Source organism: Kitasatospora sp. NPDC001683 (assembly GCF_053596495.1).
The window spans coordinates 61,248-83,597 of the sequence record NZ_JBSFGK010000011.1 but is presented as its reverse complement, the minus strand read 5'-3'; the positions used below and the strand labels follow the sequence as shown (position 1 = coordinate 83,597).

The window sequence follows — 22,350 nt, the reverse complement described above, 5'->3', positions numbered from 1 at the left end:
CCCGCCTTTTTACCGAGATCCACCCGGTCATCGGGCAAATTCGGGGTTCAGCGTGCCATTGGCACATGACATCGGATACCCACGAGGGGACAGGCGGGGCCCGCAGACCCTGCGTGCACCCGAGGAGGCCCCCAGGATGACCAAGACCAGCCCCCGCGCCGAGACCCGTCGGCCCGTCGGCGTACGGCCGCCCGCCCCAGGCCCGACGCTGACCTCCGTCCCGCCGCTGACCGCCGTCGCGGGCGAGCCGCTGACCGCCTTCCAGCGCGCCGGCACGCTGCCGCCGGACACCGCCCCGGTCCGGGTCGGCGCGTTCCTGCTGTCCGCCCAGTTCCCCGGGCAGAGCCACGGCGAGGTGCTGGAGCGCACCGTCCGGGCCACCGTCGAGGCCGAACGCGCGGGCCTGGACAGCGTCTGGCTGGCCGAGCACCACTTCGTCCCGTACGGGGTCTGCCCGAACGCCGCGACCCTGGCCGCGCTGCTGCTCGGCCGCACCCGCCGGATCGGCATCGGCACGGCCGTCAGCGTGCTCTCCACCACCCACCCGGTGGCGCTCGGCGAGCAGGCCGCGCTGCTGCACCTCACCTCCGGCGGCCGCTTCACGCTCGGGGTCGGCCGCGGCGGGCCGTGGATCGACCTGGACGTGTTCGGCAGCGGCGTGGACGCCTTCGAGAACGGCTTCCCGGAGCGGCTGGAGCTGCTGCTGCGCTGGCTGCGCGGCTCCCGGGTGGGCGCCGACGGCCCGCAGTTCAGCTTCCCCGAGGTGGCGGTGGTGCCGCAGGCCACCGAGTCGCCGCGCCGCCCGGACCTGGGCAGCTGGCTCGGCCTGGACGACCCGTCCGGCCCGGTGCGCTTCCCCCGCCAGCGCAAGGACACCGAGCGCCTCGGCGAGGAACTCGACTCCGCCGGACGGCCGGTGGCCGGCCCGCCGGTGGTGGTCGCCTGCACCTCCCCGGGCGGGGTGAAGCTGGCCGCCGAACGCGGTCTGCCGATGCTGCTCGGCATGCACTCCGGCGACGACGACAAGCTGCGGATGCTGGAGCACTACCGCGCCGCCTGGCTGGCCGCCGGGCGCGGCGAGGAGCAGCTGCGCCGGGTGACCCGCCAGCACGTCGCGGCCGGGGTGGCCCAGGTGGACGACCGCACCGCGGCCGCCCGGGCCACCCTGCTGAACGCGATGCCCGGCTGGTTCGAGTACGGGCTGGGCGCCCACCGCACCGTGGACGGGCGCGAGCGCAGGATGCGCGACCCGCGCCAGTACACCGAACTCCTCTGCGACCTGCACGCGGTGGGCACCCCGAAGCAGTGCGCCGACCGGCTGCTGGCCACCGCCGAGCGCACCGGCCTCCGGCGGTTCGCCCTGCTCGCGGAGGGCAGCGGCGACCGCGAGGCGACCCTGCACAACATCGCCCGGCTGGGCAACGAGGTGCTGCCGCAGCTGAGTTGACCACTGCGTTGGCCGAAGAACCTCGACCCCGGGCCGCCGCCCCTCCCCCGCACCGGGGGGACGGGGCGGCCGGCACCGGCCGGGTCAGCAGTCCCGCAGCTCCTCGGACTGGTTGAGCAGCTGCTCCCGGACGGAGGTGAAGCGGTCGTACCGCGCCTCGTTGGCCTCCGACGGCAGGAACACCGCCACCCGGTGACAGTTCTGGAACGCCAGCCGGACCCCGAAGTGCCGCTGCAGGGCACCCCGGATGGCATCGCTGGCCAGGGCGCGCAGCAGCTGGCCACGGGCCTGCTCACTGGGTGGCGGCACCTGGTTGTCGGCGAAGTCGGTGCCGTCCACCTTCGCCTGGGCGACCAGCGAGCTGATCAGGTCCCAGGCGTAGGGCAGCGAGACGCGGACGCAGTCGACGAATTCCCGCTCGTCGACCTCGCCCCGCTCGGCCTTCTCCAGCAGGGCCGGTGAGACGTCGAGCGACATGGATTCTCCTCTCGCGGTCCACCCGCGCGGCGCCCGGGTGGTCATGCGTAGTCCAAGCTCACAGTGAGGGTGGGCGAAATCGCAGGTGATGTCCGGAACACCGTGGGACGGGGATGTCCGGCACCTTTGCGAAGGCGGTGGCGCCACGGGACGTGACGTCCTGAACACCGACCGCGTCAGAACAGCGTGGCAGTCAACGGCGGGGCAGGCTGGTCATTCCTAGGGATTGCTTGGGAAATACGCGGTGGTGCACCAGAATGGCCAGATCCCGTCGGATCGTTCATCTGAAGTCTCCATCCCCGTTGACAGCGGCCCCGCATCCGTACCGTCACACACCGTAGCGACCCGAAGGGGGCGTACGCCAGAGCGCGAAGGGGCAGTCGGCGGGATCGCCGAACCTCCATGTTCGCGGGCTTCGCGCTTTCTTCACCCGGTCGTCTCGGAATCGCATCAACTGGCCCCGGTGGGCTAGCGTGGTCGACCGTGCGTCTCGTAATTGCCCGCTGCTCAGTCGACTATGCCGGTCGGCTCTCCGCCCATCTGCCCTCCGCCACCAGGCTGATCCTGGTCAAGGCCGACGGCAGCGTCAGCATCCACGCCGACGACCGCGCCTACAAGCCGCTCAACTGGATGTCCCCGCCGTGCGCCCTCAAGGAGGCCGACGGGGTCTGGACGGTGGAGAACAAGGCCGGCGAGAAACTCATCATCACGCTGGAGGAGGTGCTGCACGACTCCTCCCACGAACTCGGGGTGGACCCGGGCCTGATCAAGGACGGCGTCGAGGCGCACCTCCAGGAGCTGCTCGCGGACCGGATGGAGGTGCTCGGGGCCGGCTGGTCGCTGATCCGCCGCGAGTACCCGACCGCGATCGGCCCGGTCGACATCCTCTGCCGCGACGCCGACGGCTCCACGGTCGCCGTCGAGATCAAGCGCCGCGGCGAGATCGACGGCGTCGAGCAGCTCACCCGCTACCTCGAACTCCTCAACCGGGACCCGCTGCTGGCCCCGGTCAAGGGCGTCTTCGCCGCACAGGAGATCAAGCCCCAGGCCCGCGTGCTGGCCACCGACCGGGGCATCGGCTGCGTGGTGCTGGACTACGACGAGCTGCGCGGCATCGACGACGACAAGCTCAAGCTGTTCTGACCGGTCAGGGCTACGTGGCGGTCGGCGTCGGCTTCGGCGTGCCGCCCTGAGTGGGCGGCGGGGTCGACGGCGAGGCCGAGGTCGGCGCGGGCGTAGTCGTGGACGGGTTCGCCGTGGGCGAGGTGTTGGTCCCGCCACCGGAATGAGTACCGCCACCGCCGGTGCCGCCACCGCCGGTACCCCCACCGGTGCCGCCGCCGGCCGAACCGCCCTGCGGCTGCCCCGGCTGCGGGACCGGCGATTGCGACTGCTGCGGGGCGTCCGACTCGGTGGCCCCCGGCGAGGAACTCGGCCGCTTCGACGGCGAGGTGCTCGGCGAGCGCGAGGCGCTGCCGCTCGCCGAGGGCTGCGGGCTGGTCCCCGTCCCCGCCGGGCTCCCCTGCTCGGCGCCGCCCGTCCCGGCCGTGCCCGGGCCGTTGTCGGCGGACGGCTTCGGCATCGGCGTGTTCTGGGTGTCGCCGACCTCGTCCAACCGCCCGTGCGGATCGTTCGCCCGGTGCTCGTCCGGCCCGGTCAGGCTCATCGCCACCGCCGTACCGAGCACCCCGAAGGTGAGCACGGCCGCGGAGGCCACCACCACCCGGCGCCGCTTCCCGGCGCGGGCCTTCAGCCCGGCCGGCACCCGGGCCGCGATCTTGCGGATCACCGGCCCGCGGCCCGGCGCCGCGGCGGGCGCGGCGGCCGGCAGTTGCCGCCCCTCGGCGCGCAGCAGGTCGAGCATCCGGCGCGCGGCGGCGACCCCGCGCTGCTCCCCGGTGGTGGACCGCAGGGTGAGCGCGGTCTCCAGTTCGGCGATCGCCCGGGACGGCTGCCGGACACAGATCGCGTGCACGCCCGCCTCGTGGTGGAACCAGGCCTGGTCGACCGTCGAGCCGGTCCGCCGGGCGGCCTCCAGGCCCAGCTGCAGCACCCGCTCCCAGGCCCCCCAGCGCAGCGCCAGCGCCAGCGCGGGCGCCGCCGCCCGGGCCAGCCGGACCACCGCCTCGTGCCGCCCGGCGGTCCGGTCGGCGAGCAGCACCCCGATCAGCACCTCGGCCTCGGCGGCGATCTGCGCCAGCGACACCGAGCTGTGCCCGACCCACCAGGCGAAGTGCTGGGCGGCGCCGTCCACGCAGCCGCGGGCCGGCCAGTGCGGGGCGAGCAGTTCGAGCGCCCCGGCGGTGAGCCGGTGGTGCCCGCCGATGGACACCGCGAGCCCGGCGTCGGCGAGTTCGGCCAGCGCGCTCTCGCCCTGGCCGACGTCGATCAGCGCGGGCAGGTGCGGCGCGGTGGGGCACTCGCCGCCGAGCGCGACGGCCAGCCGCAGCACGGCCTGCGCGGGTTCGCTGAGCCCCTCGGCGAGCCGGACCGCGGGCGAGGCGGTCTCGGCGACCGAGGGCAGCGGCACGGTGCGCCGCAGCGCGTTCTCCCGGATCGCCGGGTCCGGGTCGTGGACGGGCTCGTCGACCGCGCCGAAGACGTCCCGCCGGTCCTCCTCGGCGGCCACCAGCGCGTCCACCGCGACGTCCCGCTGGCGCAGCAGCGCGGCGGCCTGGACGAAGCGCAGCGGCAGGCCCTCGGACTCGAACCAGAGGTCGACCGCCCAGGCCTTCTCGGCGACGTCCAGCGGACGCCCGGCCAGCCGGCCGGTCAGGGCGAGGCAGGCGGCGCGGGACAGCCCGGGGACGTGGTGGTCGCGCAGCCGGGAGTCGGCGGGCAGCGGCGGGCTGTCGGGGGCGACCGAGATCAGGAAGGCGCAGCCGGGGGCGGCGGCGAGCAGTTCCTCCAGCTCGGCGCCGGTCGGCTCGGCCTCGTCGATCACGACGACGGCGCCCACCCCGGCGAGGTGGGCGGCCAGCTGGCCCGGGTCGGGCCGGTAGCCGGGGGCGTGGTGGGTGGCCGCGAAGAGGTCCTGGAGCAGGTCGGCGGCGGTGCGGCGGTGTCCGCAGAGCTGGACGACGCCGCCGGGGGCGAGGTCGGCGGCGGCCCCGGCGACGGCCGACAGCAGGGTGCTGCGGCCCGAGCCGGCCTGGCCGACCAGGCGTATCGAGCGGCCCTCGGCGAGCAGCCCGAGCAGTTCGGCGATGTCGGCCTCGCGGTCGAGCAGCGGCAGGTCGGTGGGCCCGGCGCCGAGGGCGAGCGGGCCGACGGCGCGGCCGACGCCGCCGACCGGGCCGCGGGCGGGCTCGCTGCGTTCGATCCGGCGCGGGCGGGGCCGCCACTCCTCCGGGCAGGGCCTGGCCTCGGAGCCGTCCGGGGCGCCGACCCCGACCAGCAGGCCGCCGGAGACCAGTTCGCCGCCGCGGGTGCGGGCGGCCTCCTGCCGGAACTCCCCGGATGGCTGTGCCACGTTCTGCTCCGCATCGTGGTCGGCCGCCGGCGCCCCGCGCCGGCCGGCACACGTCTCGGTCGCGGCCGCGGGCGGGCTGGGGGCAGCCGGCCCCGGGCGGCCGTCATCTGACGGGCAGACTCTTGCACATCCGGGGCCGCCCGTGCAGCGCGGTCCGGGTGCGGGAAGGGTGCGGGAACGGTTCGGAGCCGGTGCGGCCGGGAACGGCCCAGGCCAGCGGCCTGCCGGGCGCCGGAGACTACAGGACGTGCGCCTCGGCGATGCCGCCGTCGACGGCCAGGATGCGGTGCAGCTTGGTGGCCACCAGCAGCCGCTGGAGCTGCGCGGGGACGGAGCGCAGCACGAGCCGGCGGCCGATCCGGCCGGCCCGGCGGTGGGTGCCCATGATCACGCCGAGGCCGGTGGCGTCCCAGAACTCCAGTCGGGCGAGGTCGAGCACGAGGTCGCCGAAGCCGCCGTCGACGGCCTGGTGCAACCGGGCCCGCGCGTCGGCGGCGGTGCGCACGTCGAGGCGGCCTTCGATGGCCAGCGCCGTGTGGTCGCCGGTGATGCGCATGCTCTCCTCCTTCGCCGGGGTGGCCTGGTCGGGTGGGTCCGACCCCGTCGGTGCCGGGGCCGGGAGGCGGGGTGGCCCCCGGACCGGGTGGGTCGGGGTGGGACGGTCCGGGCGGAACGCCTGTGACGGCTCGGCTCGCGCCCGGCCCCGGTCGCACTGCCGGGTTCCCTCATCTGACGGTGGAGCACCGTCGCAGGTTGCTGGTTTCCGCCCTGATCTGAAGCAACTTCACTCGTCCGAGGGAATATACGCAGGAACTCTCCACACTTATGCTCGATTACCGCCCAAATCACCCGTCTGCGGCACCCGGCGTGAGGAAACTCACCCGCCTCGGCGCAGCGGGCCGTACGACGCTCCGATCGCACGGCCCACCAGCGCGTTCAGCCCCGTCGGCTCACTTGCCGTCGTACGGGTAGAAGCCGCGGCCGCTCTTGCGGCCGAGGTCACCGGCGGTGACCATGCGGGCCATGATCTCCGGGGCGGCGAACTTCTCGTCCTGGGTCTCGGTGTAGATGTTGCGGGCGGCGTGCAGCAGGATGTCCACGCCGGTGAGGTCGGCGGTCTGCAGCGGGCCCATCGCGTGGCCGAAGCCGAGGCGGCAGGCGGTGTCGATGTCCTCGGCGGTGGCCACGCCCGACTCGTACAGCTTGGCGGCCTCGACGACCAGCGCGGTGATCAGGCGGGTGGTGATGAAGCCGGCCACGTCGCGGTTGACCACCACGACCTCCTTGCCGACGCCCTCGGCGTAGGCGCGGGCGGCGGCCAGCGTCTCGTCGCTGGTCTTGTAGCCGCGGACCAGCTCGACCAGCTTCATCATCGGGACCGGCGAGAAGAAGTGGACGCCGACGACCGACTCCGGGCGCTGGGTGACGGCGGCGATCCGGGTGATCGGGATGGCGGAGGTGTTGGAGGCCAGCACGGCGCCGTCCTTGGCGAGCTTGTCCAGCTCGCGGAAGACGCCCTCCTTGACCTCGAGGTTCTCGAACACCGCCTCGACCACGATGTCGGCCTCGGAAACGGCGCCCAGGTCGGTGGTGGTGGTGATCCGGCCCAGCGCGGCCTCGGCGTCCTCGGCGCTCAGCTTGCCCTTGGCGACGAACTTCTCGTACGAGGCGCGGATGCCCGCGAGACCGCGCTGCAGCGCCTCCTCGGTCACGTCCCGCAGCACCACCGGGTGGCCGGCCTGCGCGGACACCTGGGCGATGCCGGCGCCCATCAGGCCGGCACCGATCACGGCGATCTGCTTGCTGGACGCATTGCTCATGGCTGGGTCTCCCGATGCCGTCGCCGCCCTGCGGGCGGGCCCTGAAGGCGGCTCAGGACAGGGGTCGCCGCCTGGAGCCGCATCGCTCGATTCTCCCGCCTCGCTGACGCTCGGCGGTCGCTCTCGCGGAGCTCACAGTGTCAATTCGTTCGCTCGCTCCGCTCGCTCACGCGGACTCTAACGTCCGAATCCCCCGTGCAATAGCAATCGGGAGTGTGATCTGCAACCGACGTGGTCAGCCGCTCAGGACGCCCGTCGAACGGCCCGGACGCCCGTCAGACGGTCAGACCGAGGTCCTGGGCCAGGATCGCCGCCTGCACCCGGCTGCGCAGCCGCAGCTTCGCCAGGATCCGGCTGACGTGGGTCTTGGTGGTCGCCTCCGCCATCTCCAGCCGGGCCGCGATCTCCCCGTTGGACATCCCGGCCCCGACGCAGGCCAGCACCTCCCGCTCGCGCCCGGTCAGCCCCTCCACCGCGGCCCGGGCCTCCGGGCCGACCGGCCGCTCCGGGCGGGCGAAGGCGCCGATCAGCCGCCTGGTCACCGAGGGCGCCAGCATGCCGTCCCCGCGCGCCACCGTCCGGATGCCCTCGACCAGGGTGTCCGCCTCCAGGTCCTTGAGCAGGAACCCGGCCGCGCCGGCCCGCAGCGCGCCGTAGACGTACTCGTCCAGGTCGAAGGTGGTCAGCACGAGCACCTGGGCGGCCCCGGCGGCGACCACCTGCCGGGTCGCCGAAACGCCGTCCAGCCGGGGCATCTGCACGTCCATCAGCACCACGTCGGGCCGCAGCTCCAGCGCCAGCCGGACGGCCTCCTCCCCGTCGGCGGCCTGCCCGACCACCTCGAACCCCGGCTCGGCGCGCAGGATCATCACCAGCGCCGCCCGCACCGCCGCCTGGTCCTCGGCCACCAGCACCCGGATCGTCATGCCCGTCCCTCGCTCTCCCGGTCGCGCGGCAGCGCCGCGCGCACACTCCAGTACCCGTCCCGCGGCCCCGCCTCGAAGCTGCCGCCGAGCAGCCCGGCCCGCTCCGACATGCCCACCAGCCCGGCCCGGGCGCCGGGCAGTTCGCGGCCCGGCTCGCCGCGGTACGGGCTGTCGACGGCGATCCGCAGCTCCTCCGGGCCGAACTCCAGCCGCACCGCGACCAGTCCGGGCCCGGCGTGCTTGAGCGCGTTGGTCAGCGACTCCTGCACGATCCGGTACGCGGCCAGCCCGACCGGCACCGGGACGGCGCCGCGTTCGCCCAGCTCGGTCAGCTCGAACTGCAGGCCGACGCCCTGCCCGGCCGCCCGGGCCTTGGTCAACAGCGCGTCCACCGCGGCCAGGTCGGGTGCCGCGTACGACTCGTCGCCCTCTCCCCCGCCGCTGTCCCGGAGCAGTCCGATCATGCGACGCATTTCGGCCAATCCCTGGACGCTGTTCTCCCGGATCACCGCCAGCACCTCGACCAGCGGATCGTCCACGGCCAACCGCCGCCGCCGGGCGACCGACTGCGCCCCGGTGGCGTGGATCGCGATCGCCGACAGGTGGTTGGCCACCACGTCGTGCAACTCCCGTGCCATCCGGGCCCGTTCGGCGCCGACCGCCTCACGCCGGTCCATCTCCGAGAGCAGCGCGGTCTGTTCGGCCCGCAGCCGCTCGGCCTCCGCCACCAGGCGGTGCTTGCGCACCAGCTCGCCGGTCCACACCGGCGCCAGGAACACCAGCGAGCTGAGCACCACGACCAGCAGCCCCGACGAGGTCCCGGCCGCGTACCAGACCAGGCTGGAGAGCACCAGCACGGTCGCCCCGCCGGTCAGGTGCAGCACCCGCGACATCCGGTGGGTGCCGTAGAGCGCCGCCGCGTACAGCAGGTCCGTGTACATGATCGTCGTCGCCAGCAGGCTGCCGGCGACCACGCTCCCGGCGAAGGCCAGCCCGCCGAGCGACACCGCGAGCACCGGCCGGGTGCGCCGGACCAGCTCCAGCCCCGCCATCACCAGCAACGGCAGCGCCACGGCCCACCGCGGCACCTGGTCGGCCCGCTCGTACACCCGGAAGACGGTCAGCACCGCCCCGCCGAGCAGCCCGCACAGGGCGATCAGCCGGTCCAGTCGGCGCGGGGAGAGGGACGGTACGAGCACGACCCCATCTCACCATCCCCGGAGGTCCACCCGGCTCCGGTCCACGGAGGAGCCCGCTACATCGAAAGGTGCAGGCCCGGACGGCACCCCACGACGACGACACCCACGCGCCCGCACACCAGGCTGGACCACGTGATCGTCACCCTCATCCTCGCGGCCGAGGTCTCCTGGTGGATCGTGCTCGGCCTCGCCCTCTCCGCCCGTTACCTGCTGCGGTGGCGCCGCACCAGCACCGCGCTGCTGGTCGGCCTGCCGGTGGTGGACCTCGCCCTGTACGCGCTCACCGTGCTCAACCTGCGCGGCGGCGCCGAGGCGAACTGGATGCACGCGCTGGCCGCGAGCTACGCCGGCTTCTCGGTCGGCTACGGCCCCTCGCTGGTGGCCTGGGCCGACCGGCACTTCCTGCACCGCTTCGCCGGCGGTCCCAAGCCCCCGCCCTCCCCCCAGTACGGCCCGGAGCGCACCGCCCACGAGTGGCGGATCGCCAAGCGGACCGTCGTGTCGGCCGTGATCACCCTGGGCCTGATCACCCTGCTCGTCCCGCTCTCGGCGGGCTCCGCCCACTTCGGCACCTTCGCCCAGTGGTACTGGAAGCTGGGCATCGCGGCCGTGGTCAACGTGATCGTGGCCGGCTGCTACTCGATCTGGCCCAAGCAGCCGCCGGCCGCCGACCGCTAGCCGTCAGCGGTTCTCCCCCGGCACCCAGAGCACGTCGCCGCGCTCCTTGTTGGCCACCCGGGCCAGGATGAACAGCAGGTCGGACAGCCGGTTGAGGTACTTCGCGGTCAGCGGGTTGACGGAGTCCCCGTACGCGGCGATCGCCGCCCAGGTCGAGCGCTCGGCCCGCCGCACCACCGTGCAGGCCAGGTGCAGGTGGGCCGCACCGGGCGTGCCGCCGGGCAGGATGAAGCTGCGCAGCTTCTCCACCTGCTCCAGGTAGTGGTCGCAGTCCCGCTCCAGCCGGTCGATGTAGGACTGCAGCACCCGCAGCGGCGGGTACTTCGGGTCCTCGACCACGGGCGTGGACAGGTCGGCGCCGACGTCGAACAGGTCGTTCTGGACCCGGGTGAGCACGGCCACCACGTCCTCGGACAGCGCGCCGACCGCGAGGGCCACCCCGATCGCCGCGTTCGCCTCGTTGGCGTCGGCGTAGGCCATCAGCCGCGGGTCGGTCTTGGTGGTCCGGCTCATGTCGCCGAGCGCGGTGCTGCCGTCGTCCCCGGTACGGGTGTAGATGCGCGTCAGATTGACCATGCCGCACAGCCTAGCCGGGGGTTAGGCGACGTTAACCCTCCCCCAGCCTTCGGCCGGGGGTGCCCCCATCCCGAGAGTCTCGTCGCTACGCGACATTGACTCTCTGCCCGGGCGGGGCGGCCTCCAGCCAGGCCAGGAAGCCGGTGAGGGCGTCCTCGCTCATCGCCAGCTCCAGCGGGTCCCCGTTGTGCAGGCAGCGCAGCACCACCGAGCCGGAGAGCAGCGCCAGCTCCTCCTGGCCCTCCGGGTAGCGCCGGCCGAGCACCTCGATCTCCCGGCGCGGCAGCACCTTGCGCGGGCGCGGGGCGTACGAGAAGACCCGGAACCACTCGATCGAGTCGCCGCTGTAGCGACCGATACCAAAAACCCACCCCTTGCCGTCGGTCGGGGGGACCGGGGCGGAGGTGGGTTTGCCGTTCTCGTCGAGGTCGGGCTGCGTCGAGGCGTCGGCGGGCATTTTGAGCCGGTAGCTGCAGTCGAACGTGCCGCCGACCCGCTGGATCAGGCGGCGGCGTACGGCGAAGGCCATCAAGCCGATCACTCCCAGCGCCACGACCGCCGCACACACCACAAGCGCGAGGACCATGCTCACCTACCTCCTCGCTACCCGCGTTCCCCGTTACGGTCGTACCAGACGACCGCGCTGACCTACCAACTACGACGACAGTCCCGGGGTCACGCTCGCGCGTCCCCGGGACCGTCGGTCGACCCCGCCAAGCCGGGGTCCGGCGCACTCAGGCGTGGGCCTTGAGGCCGCGCGCCGCGAACAGACGCACCTCGGCGCGACGCTCGGCGTGCGCGTCCAGGTCCGCCTTGGCCTTCTCCAGTGCGCGCTCGGCGCGCGCGACGTCGATCTCGTCCGCCAGCTCGGCGATCTCCGCGAGCAGAGACAGCTTGTTGTCGGCGAAGGAGATGAAGCCGCCGTGCACCGCGGCGATGACGGTGCCGCCGTCCACCGTGCGGATGGTGACCGGTCCGGTCTCCAGCACGCTCAGCACCGGGGTGTGACCCGGCATGATGCCGGTGTCACCGGAGGCCGTACGGGCGACGACGATGGTGGCCGCACCGGACCACACCTTGCGGTCGGCTGCGACCAGCTCGACGTGCAGCTCAGCCAACGTGGGCTCCTAGGCTCATGCAACGCCCGATTACTCGGGAGTTTCGGTAAGAATAACGGCCCCGCGCCTCCGGCATGAAACCGGCGGCACGGATTTGACCGGAATCACAGCCGATGCGCCGTGAGGGGTGGTCCCCAGGCTCGGGGGCCACCCCTCACGGTCACTCAGCTGCTACCGGCCGCGATTACTTCTTGGCCAGCTCGGCGGCGTTCTTCTCGAGGTCCTCGATGCCACCGCACATGAAGAAGGCCTGCTCCGGGACGGAGTCGTACTTGCCGTCCGCGATCGCGTTGAAGGCCTCGATGGTCTCCGACAGCGGCACGGTCGAGCCCTCGACACCGGTGAACTGCTTCGCCACGTAGGTGTTCTGCGAGAGGAAGCGCTCGATGCGGCGGGCACGGTGCACCGTGATCTTGTCCTCTTCGGACAGCTCGTCGATGCCGAGGATCGCGATGATGTCCTGGAGGTCCTTGTACTTCTGCAGGATCCCCTTGATACGGACGGCCGTGTCGTAGTGGTTCTGCGCGATGTACCGCGGGTCGAGGATGCGGGACGTGGAGTCCAGCGGGTCGACGGCCGGGTAGATGCCCTTCTCCGAGATCGGGCGCGACAGAACGGTGGTCGCGTCCAGGTGGGCGAAGGTGGTGGCCGGGGCCGGGTCGGTCAGGTCGTCCGCGGGGACGTAGATCGCCTGCATCGAGGTGATCGAGTGACCGCGGGTCGAGGTGATGCGCTCCTGCAGGAGGCCCATCTCGTCGGCCAGGTTCGGCTGGTAGCCCACCGCGGAGGGCATGCGGCCGAGCAGGGTCGACACCTCGGAACCGGCCTGGGTGAACCGGAAGATGTTGTCGATGAAGAGCAGCACGTCCTGCTTCTGCACATCGCGGAAGTACTCCGCCATGGTCAGGGCGGACAGCGCGACGCGCAGACGGGTGCCCGGCGGCTCGTCCATCTGGCCGAAGACCAGCGCGGTCTTGTCCAGGACGCCCGAGTCGACCATCTCGTCGATCAGGTCGTTGCCCTCACGGGTGCGCTCACCGACGCCGGCGAACACCGACACACCACCGAAGTTCTCGGCGACGCGGTAGATCATCTCCTGGATCAGAACGGTCTTGCCGACACCGGCACCACCGAACAGACCGATCTTGCCACCCTGCACGTACGGGGTGAGCAGGTCGATGACCTTGATGCCGGTCTCGAACATCTCGGTCTTGGACTCGAGCTCCGAGAAGTTCGGGGCCTTGCGGTGGATCGGCCAGCGGACCGACACCTGGGACTCGAACTCGGCCTTGTCGACGTTCAGCACCTCACCGAGGGCGTTGAACACCTTGCCCTTGGTGATGTCGCCGACCGGCACCGAGATGGCGGCACCGGTGTCGGTCACCTGCGAACCGCGGACCAGGCCGTCGGTCGGCTGCATCGAGATGCCGCGGACCAGGCCGTCGCCGAGGTGCTGGGCGACCTCGAGGGTGAGGGTCTTCTTGCCCGTGCCGTCGGGGTTGTCGACCTCGACGTGCAGGGCGTTGAACATGTCCGGAATCGCGTCGACGGGGAACTCCACGTCGACGACCGGGCCGATGACCCGCGCGACGCGGCCCGTCGCCGTGGTCGGCTCAACAGTGGTGGTCATACTCATTCGCTCCCGCGGCTCGCGTCAGCGAGCGCATTGGCGCCACCGACGATCTCGCTGATTTCCTGGGTGATCTCGGCCTGGCGGGCCGAGTTGGCAAGCCGCGTGAGCGACTTGATGAGCTCGCCGGCGTTGTCCGTCGCGCTCTTCATCGCGCGGCGGCGGGCGGCGTGCTCGGAAGCGGCCGACTGCAGCAGCGCGTTGTAGATCCTGCTCTCGACGTACCGCGGCAGCAGCGCGTCCAGGACGCCCTCGGCCGACGGCTCGAAGTCGTAGAGCGGGAAGATCTCGCCCTTGCCCTTGGCCTCCGCCTCGGCCTGGACCTCGTCCAGCTTCAGCGGCAGCAGCCGGGCCTCGACCGCGTTCTGCGTCAGCATCGACACGAACTCGGTCGAGATCAGGTGCAGCTCGTCCACGCCGCCCGTCTCGGCCGTGAAGGCCTCGATCAGGTGGGCCGCAACGGCCTTCGCGTCGCCGTAGGTCGGCTTGTCGGAGAAGCCCGTCCACGACTCCTCAACCGAGAGGTTGCGGAACGTGTAGTACGCGACACCCTTACGGCCGACGACGTAGGTCACGACCTCCTTGCCCTCGCCGCGCAGGCGCTCGGTGAGCGTCAGCGCGGCCTTGATGGCGTTGGTCGAGTAGCCGCCGGCCAGGCCGCGGTCCGCCGTGATCATCAGGACGGCCGCGCGCTTGGCGTTCGGGTTCTCGGTGGTGAGCGGGTGCTTGGCGTTGGACCGGGTGGCCACCGCCGTCACCGCCCGGGTGAGCTCGTCGGCGTACGGAGTGGAGGCGGCCACCGCGCGCTGCGCCTTGACGATGCGCGACGCGGAGATCATCTCCATCGCCTTGGTGATCTTCTTCGTCGCGGTGACAGAGCGGATCCGGCGCTTGTAGACCCGAAGCTGTGCTCCCATGGGTCGTTACGTCCTTTCCCTCGCTACCGGACTCAGGCCTGCTCGGAGAGCAGCTTGCCGTCGGCGGTCTGGTAGCCCTGCTTGAAGGCCTCGATCGCGCTGGTCAGCGCGTCGACGGTGCCGTCGGCGAGCAGACCGGTCTCGACGATGCCGGCCAGCAGGTCCTTGTGCTGCAGACGGACGTGGTCCAGGAACTCGCGCTCGAAGCGGCGGATCTCGGCGACCGGGACGTCGTCCATCTTGCCGGTGGTACCGGCCCAGATGGAGACGACCTGCTCCTCGACCGGGAACGGCTGGTACTGACCCTGCTTCAGCAGCTCGACCATGCGCGCACCGCGCTCCAGCTGGGCCTTGGAGGCCGCGTCCAGGTCGGAACCGAAGGCGGCGAAGGCCTCCAGCTCACGGTACTGGGCGAGGTCCAGGCGCAGACGGCCGGCGACCGAGCGCATGGCCTTGATCTGGGCGGAACCACCGACGCGGGAGACCGAGATACCGACGTTCACGGCCGGGCGAATGCCGGCGTTGAACAGGTCGGACTCCAGGAAGCACTGGCCGTCGGTGATCGAGATGACGTTGGTCGGGATGTACGCCGAGACGTCGTTGGCCTTGGTCTCGATGATCGGCAGACCGGTCATCGAGCCGCCGCCCAGCTCGTCGTTCAGCTTGGCGCAGCGCTCCAGCAGGCGGGAGTGCAGGTAGAAGACGTCACCCGGGTAGGCCTCGCGGCCCGGCGGGCGGCGCAGCAGCAGGGAGACGGAGCGGTAGGCCTCGGCCTGCTTCGACAGGTCGTCGAAGATGATCAGGACGTGCTTGCCGGCGTACATCCAGTGCTGGCCGATGGCCGAACCGGTGTACGGGGCGAGGTACTTGAAGCCGGCCGGGTCGGAAGCCGGAGCCGCCACGATGGTGGTGTACTCCAGCGCGCCGGCCTCCTCCAGGGCGCCGCGGACGGACGCGATGGTGGAGCCCTTCTGGCCGACGGCGACGTAGATGCAGCGGACCTGCTTCTCCGGGTCGCCCGAGCGCCAGTTGTCGCGCTGGTTGATGATCGTGTCGACGGCCACCGCGGTCTTGCCGGTCTGGCGGTCACCGATGATCAGCTGGCGCTGGCCGCGGCCGATCGGGGTCATCGCGTCGATGGCCTTGATGCCGGTCTGCAGCGGCTGCTTGACCGACTTGCGGGCCATGACGCCGGGGGCCTGCAGCTCGAGGGCGCGGCGGCCCTCGGCGGCGATCTCGCCCAGGCCGTCGATCGGGTTGCCCAGCGGGTCCACGACGCGGCCCATGAAGCCGTCGCCGACCGGAACCGAGAGGACCTCGCCGGTGCGGCGCACGGTCTGGCCCTCTTCGATGCCGCCGAACTCACCGAGGATGACGACACCGATCTCGCGGGTGTCGAGGTTCAGCGCGAGGCCGAGCGTGCCGTCCTCGAACTTCAGCAGCTCGTTCGCCATGACCGAGGGCAGGCCCTCGACATGCGCGATGCCGTCCGCCGCGTCAGTGACCGTGCCGACCTCTTCCACAGAAGCGGCGTCCGGCTGGTACGACTGGACAAAGTCGGCCAGCGCGTCCCGGATCTCCTCCGGACGGATCGTAAGCTCCGCCATCAGGCTTCCCTGCTCTCCTAGTTTGCGATCCTCGGCCCGCCATTGAGGGCCGCAAGTACTCGACTCTCGGCCGGGTCGTATGAACCGGCCGTACGTTTTGCCGGCTCCTTGGGGAGCCGGTTTCCCGACCGAGGGTCGGATGTGCTGCTCTGTTGCTCAGCCTTCGAGCGACTGGCGAGCGCCTTCGAGGCGGCTCGACACGGTGCCGTCGATGATCTCGTCGCCGATCTGCACCCGGACGCCGCCGACGACCTCGGGGTCGACGTCGATGTTCAGGTGGACCTGACGGCCGTACATCCGGCCCAGAGCACCGGCCAGGCGCTCCTTCTGGCTGTCCGACAGCGGCACCGCGCTGGTGACCAGGGCCACCACGCGGCCGCGGCGCGCGGCGGCGAGCTTCGAGTAGGACTCGAGGCCCTGCTCCAGGCTACGGCCACGCGGCGCGTTGACGAGGGCGGTGACCAGCCGGACGGTGCCGGCGTTGGCGCGGCCGCCGAGCAGCTTGTTGATCAGCTGGGCCTTCGCGGCGGCACCGGCCTTCGGCTCGGTCAGCGCGGCGCGCAGCTCGTGCGAACCGCTCACCACCCGGCCGAAGCGGAACAGCTCGTCCTCGACGTCGTCCAGGACGCCCGCCTTGTCCGCGGCGATGACCTCGGCGTACGCGGCGAGTTCCTCGGTCGCGTCCACCAGGTCGCGCGAACCCGACCAGCGCGAGCGGACCAGGCCGGAGACCAGGTCCACCGCCTCGCCGGAGACCTGACCGGTCAGCAGCGAGGTGATCAGCTGGGCCTTGTCCTGACCCGACCGGGACGGGTCGGTCAGGACGCGGCGCAGCGACACCTCACGGTCCAGCACGGCCGTGACGGCGGTGAGCTCCTCGGCGAGCTTGGCCGCGTCCACCGAGGTGGAGTCGGTCAGGCTGTCCAGGTTCTGCCGACCGGCGGCGAGAGCCTCGCGGCTGGCGCCGATCACTTGGCCGCACCCTGAGCAACGGCCGCCTTGGCCTCCAGCTCGTCCAGGAAGCGGTCGATCACGCCGCTCTGGCGGGCGGAGTCCTCGAGGGACTCACCCACGATGCGGGAAGCCAGCTGGGTGGCCAGCGAACCCACGTCCTGGCGCAGGGCGGCAGTCGCCTGCTTCTTGTCGGCTTCGATCTGCGCGTGACCGGCGGCGACGATGGCCTCGCGCTGACGCTGGCCCTCCTCGCGCATCTCGGCGAGCTGGGCGGCACCCTGCTCGCGAGCCTGCTCGACGATCCGGGCAGCCTCGTGGCGCGCCTCGGCGAGCTCGGCGCGGTACTGCTCAAGCAGGGCCTGGGCCTCGGCCTGAGCGGCCTCGGCGCGCTCCATGCCGCCTTCGATGGCGTCCCGGCGCTCCGACAGCACCTTCTCGATGCTGGGGAGGAGCTTCTTGCCGAGCAGACCGAAGACGATGAAGAAGCAGAGCAGGCCGATAACGATCTCGGGCCAGTTGGGGAGAAGAGGGTTCATCTTCTCCTCAGCCGCGAGCTGAGCCACGATGCTCATTTCTGGACCTTCCTCGAAAGGGTCTGCGGCAGGATTACTTGTTGCCGAAGACGAACGGCATGACGATGCCGATGAGGGCGAGCGCCTCGGTCAGCGCGAAGCCGATGAACATGTTGGAACGGATGAGACCGGCAGCCTCGGGCTGGCGGGCCATGGCCTGGACACCGTTACCGAAGATCAGACCGACGCCGATGCCGGGGCCGATGGCGGCGAGGCCGTAGCCCAGGGAGGCGACGGAACCGTAGACAGTGCCCTCAGCGAGGATGCTCATTGACGTTGTCCTTTGCAGGGTGGTGAACCGGTGGTGATTGGCCACCGGGCGATCCGGGAGGTGGTTCTTGGGCGGGGCCGAGGGCCCCCTGGCTCAGTGCGCCTCTTCCAGGGCACCGGCGATGTAGCTGCTGGCCAGCATCACGAAGATGTAGGCCTGCAGGAACTGGACCAGCAGCTCGAAGGCGGTCAGGCCGACGGCGACGACGAACGAGGCCGAGCCGTACAGCGCGCCCAGGGTCGGGCTGAGCAGGTACCAGGAGGCGATGGAGAACATCACGATCAGCAGGTGGCCGGCGAACATGTTCGCGAAGGCTCGGACCGCGAGCGTGAAGGGGCGCACGAAGATGTTCGAGAAGAACTCGATCGGCACCAGGATGAACATGACCCAGCCGGGGATGCCCGACGGCCAGCAGAGGTTCTTGAGACCGCCGACGAAGCCGTGCTTCTTGAAGGTCAGCGTCATGTAGGTGATCCACACGACGGCCGCGAGGCCGGCCGGGAACGCGATCGTCGCCGTCACGGGGTACTGGGCGAACGGGATGATCGACATGATGTTCATCAACCAGATGAAGAAGAACATCGAGACCAGCATCGGGACGTACTTCTCGCCCTTCTTGCCGATCGTCTCCAGCACGATGGAGCGCTTGACGAAGTCGTAGCCGATCTCACCGACCAGCTGCAGCTTGCCCGGGACCAGGCGCGGCTTCGCGAAGGCGGCCCAGAAGAACACGACGACCAGGAGCGCGACGATGATCGACAGCAGCATCGGCTTGTTGAAGTCGATGCCGCCGACCGAGAAGATCGGCTTGAACTGGAACTCGTTCAGACCCGGGGCCGGGAAGCCGCAGCCAGCGTCCCCGAAGTGGCAACTGCTGGCGAGGGGGAGTTCAGCACTCACCACGGACTCCTTCGTCGTGACGCATGGTTACGGCAACCTCGGTGTGTCGGCGTGGCCTGCGACCACGGAGCGGCACTGGAACTTGATGGGTATCTCGCCGACCCCGCGCGGCAGTGCGCTGCACCACAGCGGGATCATCGAAGACTGCGCGGATCCGGGGGGCGATCCGTCCACTGTCCGGACAGACCTGGCCTCTTCCCGTACTCCGTTGTTGCGACGGACGATAGCAGCCCGTCAGTGCGGCATAAACACCGCCCCCCTCGTTGGGGGGACAGCTGGGCCTCGTCACTGTTGACGCCCCTTGTCGGAGGGCTTGTCGCCCTTGCTTCCCGAGGCGCCGGGGTCGACGTAGAAGGTCTTGGCCTTGAGGGCGCCGCGCACCTGGAAGCCCGTCCAGATCAGGGCGCAGCCGAGCAGGGTGAAGGCGAAGGCCTGCCGGTTGAACAGCTCGGTGTTCTTGAAGACCGCCAGGACGATGCCCACCAGCAGGATCTGAGTGGTGTACACCAGCAGCGCCGCAGCCATCATGATCTGCGGATTGGACCTGGTCAGCCGGTCGAGCGCGATCTGGCCGAAGCTGAAGAAGGCCATCACGAGCAGGGCGCCGAAGAGGGCGCCGAGCAGGCCCTTCCCACCGGCGACGGGGAAGGAGATCGCCATGGCGATGATCCCGGCGACCGCAGTGGGAATCGCGGCGCCTCGGAGGATCCGGGCGTCGGTGGACGGCATGTCGGCAGCTCCGGCGGCATGTCGATGTGGCGGGGGACGGGCACAGATGGTGGCGGGGTGACACCGGACCGAGTGGCCGCCGCCGGGCCGCCCGCGAGTGCGGCGGGCCCGTCGAGGGAGACCGACGAGGGACGGAAGTCCTCCACCTGTCAGGTCTTTCGGCGTGTTCTCGGTACTCGTGAACGGTATCACAAACTATTTGATGAGAGCTTTACCATGAATGTGTGGCTCCTGTCACACTGACGGCGCAGTGGTTCCGCCGTACGGGTGAGCCCATTTGACGGAGCGTCAACTCTCCTGTCACCGGCGGCCGGTGGCCTTGTCGTGATCGGAGGGCGCGGACGAGCCCCGGCTGGCTTCACCGAGAAGTTGCTTGTCCTTTGCGGACAGTTCAGCCATCGGGGCGCCGGACGGGCGCCGCCGGTACCGCGGCGGGACGAAGGACTGCACCGCCCGGGGGGCCCGCGGCCGGAACCGCGGGGTCAGCAGCACCACCAGGCCGACCAGGCAGAGCCCGGCGAGGGTCAGCACCACCGTGCGGCCGGTGTTGGTCACCGAGAAGGCGACCGTGCCGAAGGCGATCAGCGCGGCCCAGAAGTACATGATCAGTACGGCGCGGCTGTGCGAGTGCCCGACCTGGAGCAGTCGGTGGTGCAGGTGGCGCTTGTCGGCGGCGAACGGGGACTGGCCGGCCCAGGTGCGGCGCACCACCGCGAGCAGCAGGTCGGCCAGCGGCAGCGCGATGACCGTCAGCGGCAGCAGCAGCGGGATGTAGATCGGCACCAGGGTGTGCACGGTGGCGGTCTGCGAACCGGTCTCGCTGTTGATCAGGTCCGGGTCGACCCGGCCGGTGATCGAGATCGCGGCGACGGCCAGCATCAGGCCCAGCATCATCGAGCCGGAGTCGCCCATGAAGATCCGGGCGGGGTGCATGTTGTGCGCCAGGAAGCCCAGGCACATGCCGATCAGCAGCACGCTGAACAGCACGGCGGGGGCCGCGTCGGTGATCGCGTAGCCGTACCAGAGCCGGTAGCTGTACAGGAAGAACGCGATCGCGGCGATGCAGACCATGCCGCCCGCCAGGCCGTCCAGGCCGTCGATGAAGTTCACCGCGTTGACCATGACGACGACCAGGGTCACCGAGATGACCATGCCCTGGGTCGGGCTCACCGCCACCGGGCCGACGCCGGGCACCGGGAGGGTGATCACCGTGACGCCCTGCCAGACCATCACGCCGGCGGCGATCATCTGGCCGCCGAGCTTCACCAGGGCGTCCACGCCCCACTTGTCGTCGAGCACCCCGAGCAGGAACATGATCCCCGCGCCGGACAGCAGCGCGCGGATGTCACTGCCCCCGTTGAACACCTTGCTCAGGTTGTCCAGCTGCGAGGCGACCAGGATGCCCGCGCACAGCCCGCCGAACATCGCGATGCCGCCGAGCCGCGGAGTGGGCTCGCGGTGCACGTCGCGGGCGCGGACCGGGGGCATCGCGCCGGCTGCGATGGCGAACTTCCGGACCGGGCCGGTCAGCAGGTAGGTGACGGCGGCGGTGCAGAACAGCACCAGCAGATACTCACGCACCACTGGCCTCCTGCATCACTGTCGAACGGGGAGGTACCGAAGGTACTCCCCTGCCTTCCCGGGGTTCGAGGTGCGTCGCCACGGCACCCACCTTATTGAGTCGGACGCCCGGTGCGTGCATCGCGGTTCGCCCTCCCGGGTAAGAGATCCGGATACCCGCGGACGGCACCGCTCGATCGCGTCCCTCAGCTCCGCTCCGCGAAGGCCGCCGCCAGCTCCCGGACCCGCGCCGCGACCGGCCCGGGCGCCTGCCCGGAGAGCAGCCGGGCGATCAGGCCGGCGATCTCGGACAGCTCCGCCACGCCCATCCCCTGGCTGGTCACCGTGCCCGTGCCGAGCCGGATCCCGGAGGCCTCGGCGGCCGGCGCCGGGTCGTACGGCAGCGCGCACTTGCCGAGCAGCAACCCGGCCGCCGCGCAGCGCCGTTCCGCCTCCGCGCCGGTCACGCCGAGCGGGCTCACGTCGGCGGTCACCAGATGGGTGTCGGTACCGCCCGTCAGAGGGCGCATACCGGCCTCTGCGAGCCCCCTGGCAAGCGCCTGCGCCCCGGACACCGTCCGCTCCGCGTACGCCCGGTAGGCGGGCTTCCCGGCCTCCGCGAGGGCCACCGCCTTGCCCGCCACCTCGTTCATCGCCGCACCGCCCTGGCTGAACGGGAACACCGCCCGGTCGATCCGCTCGGCCAGCTCCGCGGTGGACAGCAGCAGGCCCCCGCGCGGACCGCGCAGCAGCTTGTGGGTGGCCGCCACCGTGACGTCCGCGTACGGCACCGGGGAGGGCGCCAGCCCGGCCGCGACCAGGCCGGTGGTCTGCGCGACGGAGGCGATCAGATAGGCGTCCACCTCGTCGGCGATCTCCCGGAAGGCCGCCCAGTCCGGGTGCCGGGGGTGGGAGATCGAACCCGCCACGATGGCCTTCGGGCGGTGCATCCGGGCCAGCTCGCGCACCTGGTCGAGGTCGATCAGGCCGTCGCCCTCGCGCACGCCGTAGCCGGTGAAGTCGAACCAGCGGCCGGAGAAGTTGGCCCGCGAACCGCAGCTGAGGTGGCCGCCGTGCTCCAGCGACATCGCCAGCACCCCGTCACCCGGCCGCAGCAGCGCCGCGTAGGCCGCCAGCATCGCCGAAGTCGCCGACCTGGGCTGGACGTTGGCGTGCGGGGCGGAGAACAGCTGGCGCGCCCGGTCGATCGCCAGCAGCTCCGCGGCGTCGGCCAGCGCGCAGCCGGTGTGGTGCCGGCGGCCCGGATAGCCCTCGGCGTACTTGTCGATCAGCGGACCGGTCAGCGCCGCCAGGACGGCGGGGCTGGTCAGGTTCTCCCCCGCCAGCAGCTGGATCGTCTCGGCGCGGCGCTCGGCCTCGGCGGCCAGCAGGTCGGCGATCTGCGGATCCGCCCGGTGCAACGCCTCGGACGCCCACGGGCGCCCCTTCGTCGTCGCGGTCGAGCCGGAGGCGGCATCGGTGACGGTCATGGCAGGG

Annotated in this window: 22 protein-coding genes; 3 read left to right on the top strand and 19 right to left on the bottom strand. The window is 71.5% G+C overall.

Annotated elements, in window-relative coordinates; all coding sequences use genetic code 11:
- Positions 1 to 136 precede the first annotated feature (136 nt).
- Positions 137 to 1,447, top strand: coding sequence for an LLM class flavin-dependent oxidoreductase (locus tag ACWCYO_RS08830; protein WP_449783823.1), 1,311 nt, complete (start codon positions 137 to 139; stop codon positions 1,445 to 1,447).
- A gap of 84 nt (positions 1,448 to 1,531) precedes the next feature.
- Here ACWCYO_RS08830 and ACWCYO_RS08825 read toward each other — a convergent pair whose 3' ends face one another.
- Complete coding sequence (locus tag ACWCYO_RS08825; protein WP_045694845.1) at positions 1,532 to 1,924, bottom strand: SCO5389 family protein; 393 nt, start codon at positions 1,922 to 1,924, stop codon at positions 1,532 to 1,534.
- A 483-nt stretch (positions 1,925 to 2,407) separates the two neighbouring features.
- Between ACWCYO_RS08825 and nucS the strand changes: the two genes are divergently transcribed.
- Positions 2,408 to 3,067, top strand: a complete 660-nt coding sequence (nucS, locus tag ACWCYO_RS08820; RefSeq protein ID WP_270143994.1) for an endonuclease NucS — start codon at positions 2,408 to 2,410, stop codon at positions 3,065 to 3,067.
- Between the two features lie 10 nt (positions 3,068 to 3,077).
- On the opposite strand, the gene ACWCYO_RS08815 is transcribed toward nucS, so the two are convergent.
- The 5 genes from ACWCYO_RS08815 to ACWCYO_RS08795 all read right to left on the bottom strand — a co-directional run bounded on the left by ACWCYO_RS08815 (position 3,078) and on the right by ACWCYO_RS08795 (position 9,341).
- A complete protein-coding gene (locus ACWCYO_RS08815; protein WP_449783822.1) occupies positions 3,078 to 5,396 on the bottom strand; it encodes an ATP-binding protein in 2,319 nt (772 codons plus the stop codon).
- Positions 5,397 to 5,634: 238 nt separating this feature from the next.
- Positions 5,635 to 5,952, bottom strand: coding sequence for an STAS domain-containing protein (locus ACWCYO_RS08810; protein ID WP_270143997.1), 318 nt, complete (start codon positions 5,950 to 5,952; stop codon positions 5,635 to 5,637).
- A gap of 394 nt (positions 5,953 to 6,346) precedes the next feature.
- On the bottom strand, positions 6,347 to 7,216 hold the full coding sequence (locus tag ACWCYO_RS08805) for a 3-hydroxyacyl-CoA dehydrogenase family protein (RefSeq protein ID WP_270143999.1): 870 nt from the start codon (positions 7,214 to 7,216) through the stop codon (positions 6,347 to 6,349).
- Positions 7,217 to 7,491: 275 nt separating this feature from the next.
- Entirely contained in the window at positions 7,492 to 8,142 is a 651-nt protein-coding gene (locus ACWCYO_RS08800; protein ID WP_270144001.1) for a response regulator, read from the bottom strand.
- Positions 8,139 to 9,341 carry a sensor histidine kinase gene (locus ACWCYO_RS08795; RefSeq protein ID WP_270144003.1) on the bottom strand — a complete coding sequence of 401 codons (1,203 nt, stop codon included), beginning with the start codon at positions 9,339 to 9,341 and terminating at the stop codon, positions 8,139 to 8,141. The genes ACWCYO_RS08800 and ACWCYO_RS08795 overlap by 4 nt, the downstream gene beginning before the upstream one ends.
- Before the next feature lie 132 nt (positions 9,342 to 9,473).
- On the opposite strand from ACWCYO_RS08795, the gene ACWCYO_RS08790 reads away from it, so the two are divergent.
- Complete coding sequence (locus ACWCYO_RS08790) at positions 9,474 to 10,019, top strand: hypothetical protein (protein ID WP_270144005.1); 546 nt, start codon at positions 9,474 to 9,476, stop codon at positions 10,017 to 10,019.
- Between the two features lie 3 nt (positions 10,020 to 10,022).
- Here the strand turns inward: ACWCYO_RS08790 and ACWCYO_RS08785 are convergent, their stop codons facing one another.
- From ACWCYO_RS08785 to ACWCYO_RS08725, 13 genes are all read right to left on the bottom strand, one after another.
- Positions 10,023 to 10,595, bottom strand: coding sequence for a cob(I)yrinic acid a,c-diamide adenosyltransferase (locus ACWCYO_RS08785; protein ID WP_270144007.1), 573 nt, complete (start codon positions 10,593 to 10,595; stop codon positions 10,023 to 10,025).
- A gap of 85 nt (positions 10,596 to 10,680) precedes the next feature.
- Complete coding sequence (locus tag ACWCYO_RS08780) at positions 10,681 to 11,181, bottom strand: DUF2550 domain-containing protein (RefSeq protein WP_270144010.1); 501 nt, start codon at positions 11,179 to 11,181, stop codon at positions 10,681 to 10,683.
- Positions 11,182 to 11,329: 148 nt separating this feature from the next.
- Complete coding sequence (locus tag ACWCYO_RS08775) at positions 11,330 to 11,713, bottom strand: F0F1 ATP synthase subunit epsilon (protein ID WP_270144012.1); 384 nt, start codon at positions 11,711 to 11,713, stop codon at positions 11,330 to 11,332.
- Positions 11,714 to 11,897: 184 nt separating this feature from the next.
- Positions 11,898 to 13,343 carry a F0F1 ATP synthase subunit beta gene (gene atpD, locus ACWCYO_RS08770; RefSeq protein WP_270144014.1) on the bottom strand — a complete coding sequence of 482 codons (1,446 nt, stop codon included), beginning with the start codon at positions 13,341 to 13,343 and terminating at the stop codon, positions 11,898 to 11,900.
- 2 nt (positions 13,344 to 13,345) lie between these two features.
- Positions 13,346 to 14,260: a F0F1 ATP synthase subunit gamma gene (locus ACWCYO_RS08765; RefSeq protein WP_270144016.1), complete on the bottom strand. Its 915-nt coding sequence runs from the start codon at positions 14,258 to 14,260 to the stop codon at positions 13,346 to 13,348.
- A gap of 32 nt (positions 14,261 to 14,292) precedes the next feature.
- Entirely contained in the window at positions 14,293 to 15,867 is a 1,575-nt protein-coding gene (atpA, locus tag ACWCYO_RS08760) for a F0F1 ATP synthase subunit alpha (RefSeq protein ID WP_270144017.1), read from the bottom strand.
- A gap of 156 nt (positions 15,868 to 16,023) precedes the next feature.
- Entirely contained in the window at positions 16,024 to 16,839 is an 816-nt protein-coding gene (locus ACWCYO_RS08755; protein ID WP_270144019.1) for a F0F1 ATP synthase subunit delta, read from the bottom strand.
- Positions 16,836 to 17,393 carry a F0F1 ATP synthase subunit B gene (locus ACWCYO_RS08750; protein ID WP_270144021.1) on the bottom strand — a complete coding sequence of 186 codons (558 nt, stop codon included), beginning with the start codon at positions 17,391 to 17,393 and terminating at the stop codon, positions 16,836 to 16,838. Before ACWCYO_RS08750 ends, ACWCYO_RS08755 begins: the two co-directional genes overlap by 4 nt.
- A 34-nt stretch (positions 17,394 to 17,427) precedes the next feature.
- Complete coding sequence (gene atpE, locus ACWCYO_RS08745; protein WP_031074289.1) at positions 17,428 to 17,664, bottom strand: ATP synthase F0 subunit C; 237 nt, start codon at positions 17,662 to 17,664, stop codon at positions 17,428 to 17,430.
- Positions 17,665 to 17,757: 93 nt separating this feature from the next.
- Entirely contained in the window at positions 17,758 to 18,564 is an 807-nt protein-coding gene (gene atpB, locus ACWCYO_RS08740; protein ID WP_270144023.1) for a F0F1 ATP synthase subunit A, read from the bottom strand.
- Between the two features lie 285 nt (positions 18,565 to 18,849).
- Positions 18,850 to 19,293: a hypothetical protein gene (locus tag ACWCYO_RS08735; RefSeq protein WP_270144025.1), complete on the bottom strand. Its 444-nt coding sequence runs from the start codon at positions 19,291 to 19,293 to the stop codon at positions 18,850 to 18,852.
- A 300-nt stretch (positions 19,294 to 19,593) separates the two neighbouring features.
- Positions 19,594 to 20,874, bottom strand: coding sequence for an MraY family glycosyltransferase (locus tag ACWCYO_RS08730; RefSeq protein WP_270144028.1), 1,281 nt, complete (start codon positions 20,872 to 20,874; stop codon positions 19,594 to 19,596).
- A gap of 185 nt (positions 20,875 to 21,059) precedes the next feature.
- Complete coding sequence (locus ACWCYO_RS08725; RefSeq protein WP_270144030.1) at positions 21,060 to 22,343, bottom strand: serine hydroxymethyltransferase; 1,284 nt, start codon at positions 22,341 to 22,343, stop codon at positions 21,060 to 21,062.
- Positions 22,344 to 22,350: the final 7 nt, after the last annotated feature.

What these genes read in the sequence shown, in the direction of transcription:
- atpA (WP_270144017.1), bottom strand. Translation starts at nt 15,867, where the DNA reads ATGGCGGAGCTTACGATCCGTCCGGAGGAGATCCGGGACGCGCTGGCC.
- ACWCYO_RS08725 (WP_270144030.1), bottom strand. Translation starts at nt 22,343, where the DNA reads ATGACCGTCACCGATGCCGCCTCCGGCTCGACCGCGACGACGAAGGGG.
- ACWCYO_RS08825 (WP_045694845.1), bottom strand. Translation starts at nt 1,924, where the DNA reads ATGTCGCTCGACGTCTCACCGGCCCTGCTGGAGAAGGCCGAGCGGGGC.
- ACWCYO_RS08810 (WP_270143997.1), bottom strand. Translation starts at nt 5,952, where the DNA reads ATGCGCATCACCGGCGACCACACGGCGCTGGCCATCGAAGGCCGCCTC.
- ACWCYO_RS08780 (WP_270144010.1), bottom strand. Translation starts at nt 11,181, where the DNA reads ATGGTCCTCGCGCTTGTGGTGTGTGCGGCGGTCGTGGCGCTGGGAGTG.
- ACWCYO_RS08785 (WP_270144007.1), bottom strand. Translation starts at nt 10,595, where the DNA reads ATGGTCAATCTGACGCGCATCTACACCCGTACCGGGGACGACGGCAGC.
- ACWCYO_RS08800 (WP_270144001.1), bottom strand. Translation starts at nt 8,142, where the DNA reads ATGACGATCCGGGTGCTGGTGGCCGAGGACCAGGCGGCGGTGCGGGCG.
- ACWCYO_RS08765 (WP_270144016.1), bottom strand. Translation starts at nt 14,260, where the DNA reads ATGGGAGCACAGCTTCGGGTCTACAAGCGCCGGATCCGCTCTGTCACC.
- ACWCYO_RS08830 (WP_449783823.1), top strand. Translation starts at nt 137, where the DNA reads ATGACCAAGACCAGCCCCCGCGCCGAGACCCGTCGGCCCGTCGGCGTA.
- atpE (WP_031074289.1), bottom strand. Translation starts at nt 17,664, where the DNA reads ATGAGCATCCTCGCTGAGGGCACTGTCTACGGTTCCGTCGCCTCCCTG.
- ACWCYO_RS08805 (WP_270143999.1), bottom strand. Translation starts at nt 7,216, where the DNA reads ATGAGCAATGCGTCCAGCAAGCAGATCGCCGTGATCGGTGCCGGCCTG.
- ACWCYO_RS08750 (WP_270144021.1), bottom strand. Translation starts at nt 17,393, where the DNA reads ATGAGCATCGTGGCTCAGCTCGCGGCTGAGGAGAAGATGAACCCTCTT.
- ACWCYO_RS08735 (WP_270144025.1), bottom strand. Translation starts at nt 19,293, where the DNA reads ATGCCGTCCACCGACGCCCGGATCCTCCGAGGCGCCGCGATTCCCACT.
- atpD (WP_270144014.1), bottom strand. Translation starts at nt 13,343, where the DNA reads ATGACCACCACTGTTGAGCCGACCACGGCGACGGGCCGCGTCGCGCGG.